The sequence below is a fragment of the Peribacillus sp. CSMR9 genome (assembly GCF_033141925.1).
Taxonomy (GTDB): domain Bacteria; phylum Bacillota; class Bacilli; order Bacillales; family DSM-1321; genus Peribacillus; species Peribacillus simplex_A.
Window position 1 is genome coordinate 47203 of the sequence record NZ_JAOPHO010000026.1, and the last position, 12988, is coordinate 60190.

Below are 12988 nucleotides of genomic sequence, written 5' to 3' on the forward strand. Positions count from 1 at the left end.
CATATTTCAAAAAAACTATTTATTCCGTCATTCTATTCTATCTTCTTTTCCAGAGATTCTTCCATTACATTATGGTTAATATTTCTTCTTTTTGAAACAAAATAAGCAACAGTTAAAAATAGTAACCAAGGTATCCCGAATTGAAGCATGATTTTGAAATCTGTAAACCATGTCGTAATCATTAAGCTAAATAGAAGAACGGCTCCTAGTATCGTTAAATAGGGAAAACCCATCATCCTTACCGGTAACTTGCGTCCGCCTGTTTTCTCCCATTTCACCCTGAAAAACAAATGAGAAATGAAGATCATAAGCCATGTGAACATAGCACCGAACATGGAAATCCCCATCATGAAGGCATAGGAAGAACCAGGAAGTAACGAATGTACGCCTGCAGCAATGAAAATCCCAGTGGTAGAGACAGCAAGTGCTTTTGCAGGAACACCCCTTTTGTTTAGCTTTCCTAAAAAGCCAGGTGCATTTTTCCCGCGCGCTAATGAAAACATCATACGTGTCGAAGCGTAGAGCTGAGCATTCATGGCAGATAAAGCAGCCGTTAAAATAATAAAGTTCATAATCCCGGATGCACCTGGAATGTTCAGGATTTCCATTACTTTTACGAATGGACTTTCCTCGATTCCAGCTGTTTTCCACGGAACGATCATCAACATGATCCCAATTGTCAACACATAGAAAGTCGATAAACGGAAGACCGTCGCTTTTAATGCTTTTGGAACAGCTGCATCCGGATCTTTTGCTTCCCCTGATGTAACCGCTATCATTTCAGTTCCAAGAAAGCTGAATAAAGAAATAAATACGGCTACCCACATTCCCCACCCGCCGAATGGGAAAAAACCGCCTTCATTTACAAAGTTCTCAGGTCCTATATGTGGCCGTTCGGATGAACCGAATAGTATATAGGATCCAAGAAGGATAAAACCAACAATGGCACTTATTTTAATAAAGGAGAACCAATACTCAAATGTAGCGAATGTATTCACGCTAGTAGCATTTACATAAATCAGGATACCTGCAAACAATAAAATCCATACGATTCCCGGCACGGTCGGAAACCAATACTTCATATAAACGCTGACTGCACTTACCTCAACCCCAACAGCCAAAACATTGGCAATCCAATAAGAATAGCGGACAAGATAGCCTGCCATTGGAGTCATGTACTTTTCAGCAATGGCCCCAAAAGATCCGGAAGTGGGATGGGCAACCGTCATTTCGGCTAAACAGCCCATCAATAGTAAGACAATGAACGCCCCGAGTGCATAACTGAGCAATACACTTGGCCCTGCCGCTTGAATGGCAAGCCCGCTGCCAAGGAATAGTCCCGTCCCGATGGCACAGCCCATCGCGATCATGGAAAGCTGGTTTGTTTCCAGATTACGTTTTAATCCTTTCTCAGGATCATCTTTAAGATTCAATTGAGTATGTTTATTCTCCATAGTTCATCCCCTTTTATCCCAAAAGACTTTATCTTACCCGGGCAGTTAGTTCACACCTCTTTAAGCGTATACTGACCGCCCATATTAACCGACTAACAAATTCGAGGGAAGCGGGTATTAGCGTTATGCAACCACTTCTCGTTCATTCTTGAATTTTTCATATTGTTTTTCCGACATGATTTTCTTGAGTATTTGTACCACTTCCCAAACTTCTGCGTAGGAAGTATATAGTGCAACTGGTGCAAGACGAATGATGTTTGGTGCACGGAAATCCGGAATGACACCGTTTTCTTTCAATGCCTTACAAATCCGTGCAGCTTCTTTATGCTCAAGGCTTACATGACCCCCGCGGCGTATGTCTTCTCTAGGGGTTCCAATGAAAAATCCCATGTCTTCCAGCTCGTGTTCAATTAAGTCTATTAAATATTGATTAATTTTAAGGGATTTTTCCCGGATATTCTCAATGCCAGCTTCGATAAAAATTTCTAAAGACCCAATTAATGGTGCACAACTTAATACATGTGGCGTTCCAATTTGATACGCGCCTGCTGATTCAGCTGGTGTTAATGTATGCTCCATATCGAATTGTTTATCTTTTTTGGACCCGAACCATCCAGCCAATCCAGGCATCGTTCCAAAATGTTTTCGATTTACATATAGGCCGCCAACACCGCCAGGACCGCCATTTAAATGTTTATAATTGCACCAATACGCAAAGTCCACATCCCATTCGCTGAATGAATGCGGGATGGCACCGATGGAATGACAGCCGTCAAATCCGATTACTATTCCTCTTTTATGAGCTTCATCAGTTAATCGTTTCATATCCAATATTTGACCGCTGCGATACAGGACCGTTGGCAAGATGATCAAAGCAATGTCATCGGTCATTGCTTCGATAATGTCATCCTCTTCAAGGAATCTTCCATCGCGGCTTTTCACGCGGATGAGATCGGTTTCCGGATTGTATCCATGTGTACGCAGCTGACTTTGAAGAGCATAAATATCAGTCGGAAAGGTTAGTTCATCCGCTAAAATTTTTATGCGTTTCCCTTCCGGCTTATAAAAAGTAGCTACAAGTTGATGCAGGTTAACAGTTGTGGATCCGGTTACAATAACTTCCTCAGGAGAAGCTCCCACTAATTGGGCAATCTTGGCGCCCAATTCCTCTGCCATGAAAAACCAGGGGTGATTCCCTTGTGTCCATCCATCAATCCCATGTTCCTTCCAATCTTCCAAAGATTCCAAAAGAGTGCGTTCAGCTCTTTTAGAAAGAAGCCCCAATGAGTTGCCATCCATATAGATGGAATTGGGCTTTAAATAAAATTCTTCTCGAAAACCTTTAAGGGAATCCTTCTCATCCATTTGTTTTGCGTAATCCAACGTGTATTTTGAATTCATAATCATCCTCCTTTGTCAGTTTGATCCTAGGAGAATCGTACCAAAGAATATGACACAGTGTCAATAACATAATTCAGAAAATTAAAAATATTAAAATCATCAAAATAACATTTTCCAGCAAATATTTTTTATTTTTAAAGAAATCCATTATGCTAGAAGATAAGGGGAGGAATCGGGATGGATAATGGTAATGTAGTGGATAAACGACATTTGCGCTCAATCATGACACGTCAAAAGTTATTAGAAGCGGCAAAGGAGGTATTTCTTCAAGAAGGTTTTCAAGCTGCAGTTATTTCCCAAATGATCAAAAAGGCAAACGTGGGGTACGGAACTGCCTATGTTCATTTTAAAGGGAAAGAGGATCTTTTAATTGTATTAATGGAGAATGTCATGGAGCAATTTTATGAAATTGCGGAGACCTCTTTCTTTCCTAAATCGAAGGACGAAGCAAAACATATCATAAATAAACAAGCTAATGCTTTTTTGAAAATGGCAGAGGCTGAACGCAATATGATGCAAGTTTTCGAACAGGCCATTGGGATTTCAACTGTCATCTCAAATAAATGGAAGGCGATCCGCATGAAGTTCATTCAGCGAATTTCAAAGGACGTCGCATATGCACAGCAAAATGGGCTGGCAAGGGCTGAACTAAACCATGAGCTTGTGGCAAGAGGATGGTTTTTCACAAATGAAATGTATCTTTGGGAAATTGTCCGAAACGAACATCAAAGTTCTGTCGACGAGATTGCTCAAACCATCACGTCAGTTTACGTCGAAGGTTTGTATTTGTAATTATATTAATGATGCTATATTTGGCAGTTCGAACAATCTTCCGGTTTTACCACAATCGGAAGATTTAATTTTATATTAAAGGCTCGCCCGCTGCACACCCCCTATCGGAAAACTTCATCTTCCCACCACTATTAAGCCGTCCGAACTCACGAGTAAACTAGCTAAATTCACGAGTAAAACACCAAAACTCACGAGTAAACTAGCTGAACTCACGAGTAAACGCTCAATTCACGAGTAAACTAGCTGAATTCACGAGTAAAACGCCAAAACTCACGAGTAAACTAGCTGAACTCACGAGTAAAACGCCAAAATTCACGAGTAAAACGCTCAAATTCACGAGTAAAACGCCCAAACACGAGTAAATCTCTCAAATTCAGGAACAAAACACTCTCGTTAGTGTGGGCTTATAGCAACTACGCCTTAAGTCTTAATAGAAAATATAGCTAAGGCTCATTATACGAACTCGTAAAACTAGATAAGATATAAACATGGAAAGGAGGACGAAAACAATGAAGAAATTTGGTTTATTTATTGTAGGACTGATCGCATTATTCATGTTGCTAGCGAATGTTGGTCCATTAATCAGCTTGGCGATTTGCTTGGCGATCCTATACTTTGGGTTCAAACAGTTCATGAAGTCCGAATCCACAGGAGCCAAGATTGCCTGGGGATCAATCTCCCTTATTGTGCTTGTAGTTGCTATTTCCCATATCCCAGCGATATTAGGACTGGTTGCAGCTTATGTTCTTTACCTGGTTTATAAAAAGTGGAATGAAAATGATGAAAATGTATCGAAAGAAACGGACCCATTCTCAAATTTTGAAAGAGAGTGGAAAGAGTTGAATAAGAACTAATAGAAGGGATGGAATTGGAATGGGTAATTTATTTTCAAGAATGAAACAAACGATTTCAGCGGATTTTCACGACTTGTTGGATAAAAAGGAGCAAAAGAATCCAATTGGAATGTTGAATCAATATTTACGTCAATGCGAGCAGGAGACAGAAAAGGTCGGTAAGCTGCTTGAACGTCAATATCTTTTGAAAGAAGAGTTTACGCGTGAATATAATCAAGCGCAAAATCTGGCTGAAAAACGTAAGCATCAGGCTGAAATTGCTAAGCAGTCAGGAGAAACCGATTTAATGGAATTTGCTTTCAAGGAAAGCCTGCACTATGAAGATCGTGCGCTAAGTTTGAAGGAGGCGCATAAAAGTGCAGAAGTTCAGTTGGCTGAACTGGAGCGGAAGTATGAAGAAATGAAGCATAAGCTCAAGGATATGCATCTAAAGCGGATGGAACTGATGGGCAGGGAGAATATTGCCCGGGCAAACAACCGGATCAATCGGGTTTTAGACGGAGGCATTTCCGACGCCAAACCGGTAGCGATGTTTGAAGAAATGGAGCATTATATCGATCGCATCGAGCATCAAGTCCATACAGATTATAATCGGCATACAATCGATGCCAGGATTGTCCAGCTTGAAAAGGAACTGGAACAGAAAGAAGCGTAAAGGTATTTTAAAGCATTGCTGTTATCCCCTGACTTCCAGGAAATGAGGGCGGGGGAAAACAGGCTGTCGGAACGTGATAATTTCATGGTATTCTTAAAAGGCACGGGTTCCTGTGCCTTTTAAGAATATCATGATCATATACAGGGGAGGCGAACCGATGTTGAACAAGATGAAGACGGACTATATGGGATGGATACTTCTCATCGGAGTCGTCCTGCTTTTTTTAGAGATTTCATTTACGGGTGGAGGTCTCCTTTTTTCCCTCGCTTTTTCAATAGGATGTATCTATTTAGGCAGGAAATTCACAAAACGGTCAATCGGGAAAATCCTATTTTTTATAGGGCTGATTTCCCTTATCATCACTGTCTTGAATATGTTCGTCTTTAGGTTTTTCCTTATGGCGATCCTCATTTATCTTTTGCTTTTATATTATCAGTCCAAAAAGAATCCTGATTGGGTCAGTCCCATTTTAACCAATGATGATTCGGACGAAGAAAAGATCAATAAGGAACAATTGCTGAAAACAGATTACCTTTTTAAAAATAAGTTTTTCGGTCATCAACAGACGGCCGAGCATGTATTTGAATGGAATTCCGTGAATGTTCAGGGCGGGGTCGGTGATACGGTTATCGATTTAAGCAAAACGATTTTACCGAAAGGCGACGCAGTCATTTCCATCAGGAATATCATTGGCAATATTACTGTGCTTGTCCCGTATGGCATCGAAATCAGGGTCCATCATTCTGTCATTGCAGGCAGAGCGAGGATTTTTGAAAATAAGCCTGAATCCAGGGTCTTTAATCAAATTTATTCATACCAAACGGAAGGGTTCAATGAAACGGATCAAAAGGTCCATATCATCACTTCAATCTTAGTTGGGGATTTAGAGGTGAAGCGGGTATGAGTATACTGACACGGCAGATATTGACCGCCCTTGGTGTTGCTTTCGTTCTTTCCCTTGCCTTGCCGGCGGCGGTTTTCTTTATCTTTCCTTTATCCGACTGGAGCTTATTGTGGGAGAAAGTGGTCATGGGTTTACCCTTCGTCATATTCCTGCCAAGCCTGGTCATTACGGTAGGGCTTTTCTATGGAGTCGTTTCAGGAATGTTTTGGAAGAGGCAGCTGGAAAGGGTGGATGAAGGGCTGTACTTACTTGAACAGGGCCGCTTACCTTCGCAACAGGAGACGTATCCGGTCCAAGAGATGGCTAAAATGGTGGAACGGATGCAACTGATTCATAAGCAAATCAATGAGCAGACCAAATTATCACAAAAAATGGCGAATGAAAAGGCCATTGATCAGGAGAAACAGATCCAGGAAATCGTTTCCCAGGAACGAAACCGTTTGGCGCGGGAACTGCATGATTCGGTAAGCCAGCAATTGTTTGCCGCTTCGATGTTCATGTCGGCCATTACCGAGTCACAATCAGATATGGAAAAAACGGAAATGAAACAATTCAAGATAGTGGAAGAGATGATCCATCAATCCCAGCTTGAGATGAGGGCTTTATTACTTCACTTGAGACCCGTTGCATTAAAGGGAAAATCTTTACAGGCGGGGATGAAGGAGCTCCTGGAGGAATTGGCCCAAAAAGTGACGATGGACATAAATTGGAAGATGGAAACTGTCACTCTGGATAAGGGGATTGAAGACCATCTGTTTAGGATTTTACAAGAATCGATTTCCAATACACTAAGACATGCAAAAGCGAATTCGCTTGAAGTGCTATTGATCGTTCGTGACGGGCTGATCATTTTACGGATAACGGATGATGGCATCGGTTTTAACGTCGAGGAGTCGAAAACGGGATCATATGGTCTGCAAAACATGCATGAACGGGCTGTGGAATTAGGCGGAACGATGCAACTTGTAAGCGTTCCGAATAAAGGAACGAAACTTGAAGTGAAAATCCCATTATTAAATGCTGGAGGTGATCATGATGATTAAAGTATTATTTGTCGATGACCATGAAATGGTAAGGATAGGGGTATCGGCTTATTTATCCGCACAGCCGGATATCGAAGTGATCGGGGAAGCGGACAACGGCTTGAAAGCAGTCGAACTGGCAATGGAATTGCGTCCGGATATCATTTTGATGGATTTGGTCATGCCGGAAATGGATGGCATAGAAGCGACGAAACGAATTATTGAGGGTTGGCCAGAAGCAAAGATCATCATTGTGACAAGTTTTCTTGATGATGAAAAAGTGTACCCGGCATTGGAAGCCGGAGCGACGAGCTATATGTTAAAAACATCAAAGGCCAGCGAGATTGCCAGAGCCGTCCGTTCCACGTTCCAAGGGCAAAGCGTACTTGAACCGGAAGTGACGGGAAAAATGATGGAAAAGCTACGTCGCCCAAAGATCACCCAGCTTCATGATCAATTGACAAACCGCGAAATGGAAATTTTGCTGCTGATGACACAAGGGAAAACGAATCAGGAAATTGCCGATGAACTATACATAGCCCTAAAAACAGCCAAAGTACATGTCAGCAATATATTAAGCAAGCTTGCCGTGCAGGACCGTACGCAAGCGGTGATTTACGCTTTTAAGCATTCGCTCGTTCAAGAAGAAGAGTAAAGAGCGTCTATTTATCAAAAGATGAGAGTTTGTTATATTTAGGGAAGTGTCCCATCCTATAAAGTTCTTTCAAGGTTGCTGATTGCAGCCTTTTTTTTACGGATAACGGAAAAGCAGGATGAAAGCAGGTGAAATGATGTTAAGAGTGATCTTAGAATTATTTCGTATAATCACCATTATTTTCGTGATTGGAATGATAATGGGATTCATCATTAATTCAATCTATGCGATTTTTGGTATAACCGTAGAGAATACCGCAGGCGGATGGATTGTTGCTATGGCAATTTTCCCATTACTTTATGTACTCTATAAAAACCGGCTTCAATTTTCAGGGTTCTATAAAAATGGCAAACAAGTAAAACTCTCAAACAGGACAACGACAATCCTGCTTTGCTTCTCGGTGCTAATGTTAACGGTTGCCCCCTTATTTCGCTAACGGAATATAAAAAAGAGCATGTTTTGATCAAAACATGCTCTTTTTTATGCAGTTTTTCAAGATTATACAGCTTCCTCTGCAGTATCGAGCCTCTTGCCATATATCCGATAAAGAACGAAGGCAAATACCATTCCTATAAAGGAGATGGAGGAGATGAACAGGTAAAGGGTCTTGCCCCCAAAAGCCCCATATATGGCTCCGCCTATATAAGAAGCAATGATTCCCGAAACCCCGAAGAATAACAGTGCCAGTACGGTTTGGCCTGTGGCACGCCACTCAATGGGAACGATCCGATAAAGATATTGGATGGCAGCCGAGTAGAAGATCGGGAAAGTCAATAGCTGCATGACTTGCAAATAAGCTAATAGATGTGGATCGGTTATCCATGCAGAGACGAAATAACGGATAAAGAAAAACGCTGCTGCAAACGAAATGATGATGATTTCTTTACCTTTGCGCAGCCACCAGAAGCTTAGGGCGAATACAACGATTTCACTTCCTGCCGCTAAGAACCAGGTCAAGCCTACAAGCTTGGCACTCCCTCCAAGTTCCCTGATGTACACCCCGAGGAAAGTATCGTTCATCCTTGCTGGAACAGCACAGATAAAGACCAATAACAGGAAGAGAAGCGTCTCTTTATTGCTGAAAAAATGCTTAAGGCTGCTTAAGGTGACAGGTTTCCCCGAAACGGGTGCATCAGGCATCATCCAGCTGATGATGAAACTGATCAAACCTATGCCGGCAAAAAGGAAAGCCAGGCTGTTTGCTCCGAAATAGGACATAACGTAGCCTGTGATCAGCGATATGACCGCATAGCCCAATGCACCATATGTCCGGATGGAACCGTAACTGATCCCAGATTTCTCTGCAATCGTGAAGTTGAGGCTTTCCGTCAGGGGATCGATCGGCATCAAAAAGAAATATAGGAGCATGGCAAACAGGATAAGCTGCAGATAGCTGCTTGAGTCATAGAGAAAATAACCGATTACGCTCGAGAAAAAGATGAGTAACAACAGGACTTTTCGTATTGTCCTCGTTTTATCGCTGATCATTCCCCATAAAGGCTGGGTGATGAGGGTGACAAAACCTCCTGTACCGATGATGAATCCGATTTGGGCTGGACGCAAACCTTGATCAGCCAGGTAGACTGGGAGAAACGGAATGAAAATGGCAAGCAGTCCAAAATATAAAAAGTTAAAACTTTTTAATAATCGTAATGCTTTCATAAAATGTATGATACCTCACATGTTCTATAGATTGATTGATTTCAACCTTGTTATTGTAACATTGATGACAGAATTTGAAAAAAAAGTTTCAACTTTATGGATGGAAATAGACAGATAGGGTTCGTTCTGAGAGGTTCTGGAACCATGTGGGTATGATGCGTTTCAAAATTCGTGACATCGAGGAATTTAGATAGGGAACCCCCTATGCTATCCTTCGCTTTCCAGCTTGAATAAGCTAGGTTTCTGCTAGTCTTGTTCATGAGGCCTATTTGAATGGTTTGAAGAAGGTGGTTTCTGGTGATTTTTTAATTCGGGTCATTGACTTTTTATCTACCTCGATAAATCTTGGCTATTTTGGATTGAAAATATAAAAGTCCTTTTTATGATATGAATTTCCAGTTTGGATGGAATGCTTTCCTTTCGTTATGCCATAACCGCTTTCCTTAGCTCTCGTGCTTGATTATCGGTAATAATGTTACGGACTCTTTTTTTACGTTCCAAGCCGAACACATGAACATTATACTAACCAAAAAAGTACAGCATTGTTTTGCTGTGTAAATTCTTCAGTCATTATAGAGATTTCTTTATCTCATGCAGTCTTTCCTGAACGACTTTTTCAAACTCGTAATTCTGCTGCAATAAGAATATATTCCTTGCCTCTTCATACCCTTTTGTGGCACTTTCCATGTTGTTCAGTGACTGAAAGGATTGGGCACGTTGATATAATACTTCACCCAAAAGGTACATAGATTCTTCCCGCGTTAAAATTTGAATGGCGTCAGAGCAAATTTTTATAGATTCATAATATTGTGCGTCCTTATGTAAGGATTTTGTCAAACCGTAATGAATCCGGACTTTAATTCTATAATTCATTGAAGTTTTTGGAAGTTGTTGAAATTGCTTAAGGGCATCTTTATAAGAGGCAATTGACTTTTTATATTCAGTAATTTCGTTATAAATAATGGCTTTGCTATTCAAAATTTCTATTTTTTGAGCAGATAAAATATGAAAATGAGTAGATAAGTCTAATGCTCGATCTAAAAAATCCAGGGATTTCAATATATCATTATCACAATAATAGGCTACTATCCCCAAATGCCAGAGGATGAATTGTTTATTGATAGGTGACTGGAAATCTGCATGGTACTGTTCTGCTTCGAGAATCCGTTTTACCTGCCGATACTCTCTATTTCTAATGGAAACCCTGACTTGAGATTTCACTTCCTCACTATATTCCATTCGGTCTGAATAAGTTTCTAAAAGGATATCTTCAATGCTGATGCCTAAACGTAATGAGAGCTCATATAAAGTAGTCGCTAATGGAATGACCTTCCCCTTCTCTATGTTGCTTAGTTGTGCTTGAGTAATGATACCCTCAGCCATAACTTTTTGTGTTATACCTGATCTTTTTCTTAAATTGTAGAGTACATTTCCAAGTTTAAAAGGAATGCTTGCATCCATTTTATCAACTCCTAAAAATATAAATACTTTTATATTTTTTTATGTATTTCATTGGAAACACCAACTAAATATCGAAAAAAATACTCTGTAGTGGCTATACAAGAAAAATGTACCATATTTGGATGGTTTATACTAGCTGTATCAATCAATATCAGGAGGTTAAGGTATATGAAAAAAATATTAGTATCTGGGTTCTCCATTCTATTAGTGCTAGCATTGGTTTTACAATTCGATTCAGGCGCCAAATTGGCTGTAGATGATCTGCCTGCAATAAATGATCTACCGAATCAGCATGAAAAAGGTTAAATATCAATATCAAAAAAGGAAGATGACTAAAGGGGAATTTAAATAAAATAAATAAAAAAGGATTATATATATGAAATTAAATAAGGATCAATTATTGATTATAACCATTTCTTCATGTGTTATAGCTAGTGTGATGTCTACGTCCATGCTGACGATTGCATTCCCTAATCTTGTAGACTTTTTTGATATTTCTTATTCCACACTTCAAATTAGAAATATTCTTTTCTTCTCTTTTTTCGCATTTCTCATTCCGCTTTTTGGTAAAGTGGCCGATGTTTTAGGCGCAAGAAAATTGTTGATATTTGGCCTGTCGCTATTTATCACATCTACCATTCTTAGTGGAACCACAAATAATTGGAATTTGTTTTTGCTGTATCAGACACTTCAGGCAATTGCAGATGCAATGGTAGTACCTGCCCAGGTATTATTGATCAGGCAAAGTTTTAAGGATAATAAATTAGGCTGGGCTTTTGGATGGTTTTCCGGAGTTTTAGCGACCGCCTCACTTATTGGACCAGCTGTTGGTGGTTTGGTAATAAAATATTACCCTTGGCAAATGATATTTGGAATATTGATTATCATAAGCTGCATATCCTTAATTCTTGTACTAATGGTAACTCCCAAATCAAAAAAAAGAATCACGGCAAACCTTCATTTACCTTTAAAAAACAGTTTGGCTTTACTAGTTATGGTAATCAGTTTTCAATTTATATTCAACGATGATATTGGTGTAGTGAAACGGTCGCTTTCTATTGCTGTTACAATATTGAGTTTAATTTTATTTGTATTTTATGAACGGGCAAACCAAGGAAATACTTCTTTGCTTCCAAGAAAGGCAATAAAAAACACCATTTTTATCTCTTCAATTGTGAGAATATTCGTTCTCTTTATGATCACAAATGTAATAGTGCTTTACATTCCAAGTTACATGCGGGATATACACAATATTCAACCAGATATTGTTGGCTATATCATTATGGCAGATTCGATACTGGCGGTTTTATTATCTGGGTATGCTGGTAAACTTGCAGATTTAAAAGACAATAGAAACCTTTTACTTTTATCTATTTCGATTTCCATAATTGGAATGGTAAATCTTACATTGACAATGTTTAATGGCAGCTTAATTTTCTTTATATTTGCTTTTCTCCTTTTTGGATTGGCCGGTGTCATTTCCATGCCCACACAAAATAAAATTGCTATGTTGTCCGTTCCCGAGGAAGAAACAGGGGTTTATATGGGGTTATTCCAGATGGTACAGTTTGGAACAGGAGCTTTCGCTGCGGGGGTATTCAACACTTTTCTGGACTATGGAACTGACAAAGGTGACTTTTCCCAGGTTGGATTTTCATACGTGTTGATCATTTGTATAGGGTTATATTTGGTGGCTATAGGAACAGTCGTTTATGATAAAAGGCTTCTAAAAAGCAATATAAAATTGTCTTTGAAAGAAGAAGTATAATTCCCGTTTATCTGAAAGTGAAATATACCTTAGAAGAGTTAGCTTTGAAGTGATTTTAAGGAGGTGAAACATATGACAAAGCAAGTGGAAAAAACACAAGCGGAAAAGCTAGTGGAAAACCTGGAAGTAATCGAAGCTAAAGAGCTGGAAGTGGGGAGTGCATTTCATGCGTTCCGTTTCAGTACAGTGTCGGACACAGAAAAATAGATGAGAGCCTGGGAGTTACAGCATTCCATCATACATGTTAAGGAGGTGAACATATGACAAAGCAAGTGGAAAAAAAAGAAGCGGAAAAGCTAGTGGAAAACCTGGAAGTAATCGAAGCTAAAGAACTGGAAGTGGGGAGTGCATTTCATGCGT

Annotated in this window: 14 protein-coding genes; 10 read left to right on the plus strand and 4 right to left on the minus strand. The window is 39.8% G+C overall.

Annotated features, from left to right (window positions below; genetic code table 11):
* Window positions 1-32: 32 nt before the first annotated feature.
* Window positions 33-1454, minus strand: a complete 1422-nt coding sequence (locus N9I19_RS13465) for an amino acid permease (protein ID WP_317778068.1) — start codon at window positions 1452-1454, stop codon at window positions 33-35.
* 123 nt (window positions 1455-1577) lie between these two features.
* Window positions 1578-2855, minus strand: coding sequence for a kynureninase (gene kynU, locus N9I19_RS13470; RefSeq protein ID WP_411730441.1), 1278 nt, complete (start codon window positions 2853-2855; stop codon window positions 1578-1580).
* A gap of 177 nt (window positions 2856-3032) precedes the next feature.
* On the opposite strand from kynU, the gene N9I19_RS13475 reads away from it, so the two are divergent.
* From N9I19_RS13475 to N9I19_RS13505, 7 genes are all read left to right on the plus strand, one after another.
* Window positions 3033-3647, plus strand: coding sequence for a TetR/AcrR family transcriptional regulator (locus tag N9I19_RS13475; RefSeq protein WP_317778070.1), 615 nt, complete (start codon window positions 3033-3035; stop codon window positions 3645-3647).
* A gap of 509 nt (window positions 3648-4156) precedes the next feature.
* Complete coding sequence (locus N9I19_RS13480; protein WP_061464572.1) at window positions 4157-4501, plus strand: lmo0954 family membrane protein; 345 nt, start codon at window positions 4157-4159, stop codon at window positions 4499-4501.
* A gap of 19 nt (window positions 4502-4520) precedes the next feature.
* Window positions 4521-5156 carry a PspA/IM30 family protein gene (locus N9I19_RS13485; protein WP_317778071.1) on the plus strand — a complete coding sequence of 212 codons (636 nt, stop codon included), beginning with the start codon at window positions 4521-4523 and terminating at the stop codon, window positions 5154-5156.
* A 157-nt stretch (window positions 5157-5313) separates the two neighbouring features.
* Entirely contained in the window at window positions 5314-6060 is a 747-nt protein-coding gene (liaF, locus tag N9I19_RS13490; RefSeq protein WP_317778072.1) for a cell wall-active antibiotics response protein LiaF, read from the plus strand.
* Complete coding sequence (locus N9I19_RS13495; RefSeq protein WP_317778073.1) at window positions 6057-7103, plus strand: sensor histidine kinase; 1047 nt, start codon at window positions 6057-6059, stop codon at window positions 7101-7103. Before liaF ends, N9I19_RS13495 begins: the two co-directional genes overlap by 4 nt.
* Window positions 7096-7737 (plus strand): response regulator transcription factor, encoded by a 642-nt coding sequence (locus N9I19_RS13500; RefSeq protein ID WP_061464568.1) that lies wholly within the window; start codon window positions 7096-7098, stop codon window positions 7735-7737. The genes N9I19_RS13495 and N9I19_RS13500 overlap by 8 nt, the downstream gene beginning before the upstream one ends.
* Before the next feature lie 136 nt (window positions 7738-7873).
* The gene (locus N9I19_RS13505; protein ID WP_284469887.1) at window positions 7874-8173 is read left to right on the plus strand and encodes a hypothetical protein; all 300 of its coding nucleotides are present in this window, start codon (window positions 7874-7876) and stop codon (window positions 8171-8173) included.
* 62 nt (window positions 8174-8235) lie between these two features.
* Here N9I19_RS13505 and N9I19_RS13510 read toward each other — a convergent pair whose 3' ends face one another.
* Together N9I19_RS13510 and N9I19_RS13515 are read right to left on the minus strand one after the other, a co-directional pair.
* Window positions 8236-9399, minus strand: coding sequence for an MFS transporter (locus N9I19_RS13510; protein ID WP_317778074.1), 1164 nt, complete (start codon window positions 9397-9399; stop codon window positions 8236-8238).
* 570 nt (window positions 9400-9969) lie between these two features.
* Complete coding sequence (locus tag N9I19_RS13515) at window positions 9970-10860, minus strand: helix-turn-helix domain-containing protein (RefSeq protein WP_317778075.1); 891 nt, start codon at window positions 10858-10860, stop codon at window positions 9970-9972.
* A 168-nt stretch (window positions 10861-11028) separates the two neighbouring features.
* Here N9I19_RS13515 and N9I19_RS13520 point away from each other — a divergent pair, with 168 nt between their 5' ends.
* From N9I19_RS13520 to N9I19_RS13530, 3 genes are all read left to right on the plus strand, one after another.
* Window positions 11029-11166 (plus strand): hypothetical protein, encoded by a 138-nt coding sequence (locus N9I19_RS13520; RefSeq protein WP_317778076.1) that lies wholly within the window; start codon window positions 11029-11031, stop codon window positions 11164-11166.
* Window positions 11167-11236: 70 nt separating this feature from the next.
* Window positions 11237-12628 (plus strand): MFS transporter, encoded by a 1392-nt coding sequence (locus tag N9I19_RS13525; protein WP_317778077.1) that lies wholly within the window; start codon window positions 11237-11239, stop codon window positions 12626-12628.
* 72 nt (window positions 12629-12700) lie between these two features.
* Window positions 12701-12835 carry a hypothetical protein gene (locus tag N9I19_RS13530; RefSeq protein ID WP_260398801.1) on the plus strand — a complete coding sequence of 45 codons (135 nt, stop codon included), beginning with the start codon at window positions 12701-12703 and terminating at the stop codon, window positions 12833-12835.
* The last annotated feature ends 153 nt before the right edge of the window (window positions 12836-12988 follow it).

What these genes read in the sequence shown, in the direction of transcription:
- N9I19_RS13495 (WP_317778073.1), top strand. Translation starts at nt 6,057, where the DNA reads ATGAGTATACTGACACGGCAGATATTGACCGCCCTTGGTGTTGCTTTC.
- N9I19_RS13485 (WP_317778071.1), top strand. Translation starts at nt 4,521, where the DNA reads ATGGGTAATTTATTTTCAAGAATGAAACAAACGATTTCAGCGGATTTT.
- N9I19_RS13480 (WP_061464572.1), top strand. Translation starts at nt 4,157, where the DNA reads ATGAAGAAATTTGGTTTATTTATTGTAGGACTGATCGCATTATTCATG.
- N9I19_RS13475 (WP_317778070.1), top strand. Translation starts at nt 3,033, where the DNA reads ATGGATAATGGTAATGTAGTGGATAAACGACATTTGCGCTCAATCATG.
- N9I19_RS13530 (WP_260398801.1), top strand. Translation starts at nt 12,701, where the DNA reads ATGACAAAGCAAGTGGAAAAAACACAAGCGGAAAAGCTAGTGGAAAAC.
- liaF (WP_317778072.1), top strand. Translation starts at nt 5,314, where the DNA reads ATGTTGAACAAGATGAAGACGGACTATATGGGATGGATACTTCTCATC.
- N9I19_RS13510 (WP_317778074.1), bottom strand. Translation starts at nt 9,399, where the DNA reads ATGAAAGCATTACGATTATTAAAAAGTTTTAACTTTTTATATTTTGGA.
- N9I19_RS13505 (WP_284469887.1), top strand. Translation starts at nt 7,874, where the DNA reads ATGTTAAGAGTGATCTTAGAATTATTTCGTATAATCACCATTATTTTC.
- N9I19_RS13515 (WP_317778075.1), bottom strand. Translation starts at nt 10,860, where the DNA reads ATGGATGCAAGCATTCCTTTTAAACTTGGAAATGTACTCTACAATTTA.
- N9I19_RS13525 (WP_317778077.1), top strand. Translation starts at nt 11,237, where the DNA reads ATGAAATTAAATAAGGATCAATTATTGATTATAACCATTTCTTCATGT.
- N9I19_RS13500 (WP_061464568.1), top strand. Translation starts at nt 7,096, where the DNA reads ATGATTAAAGTATTATTTGTCGATGACCATGAAATGGTAAGGATAGGG.
- N9I19_RS13465 (WP_317778068.1), bottom strand. Translation starts at nt 1,454, where the DNA reads ATGGAGAATAAACATACTCAATTGAATCTTAAAGATGATCCTGAGAAA.
- N9I19_RS13520 (WP_317778076.1), top strand. Translation starts at nt 11,029, where the DNA reads ATGAAAAAAATATTAGTATCTGGGTTCTCCATTCTATTAGTGCTAGCA.
- kynU (WP_411730441.1), bottom strand. Translation starts at nt 2,855, where the DNA reads ATGAATTCAAAATACACGTTGGATTACGCAAAACAAATGGATGAGAAG.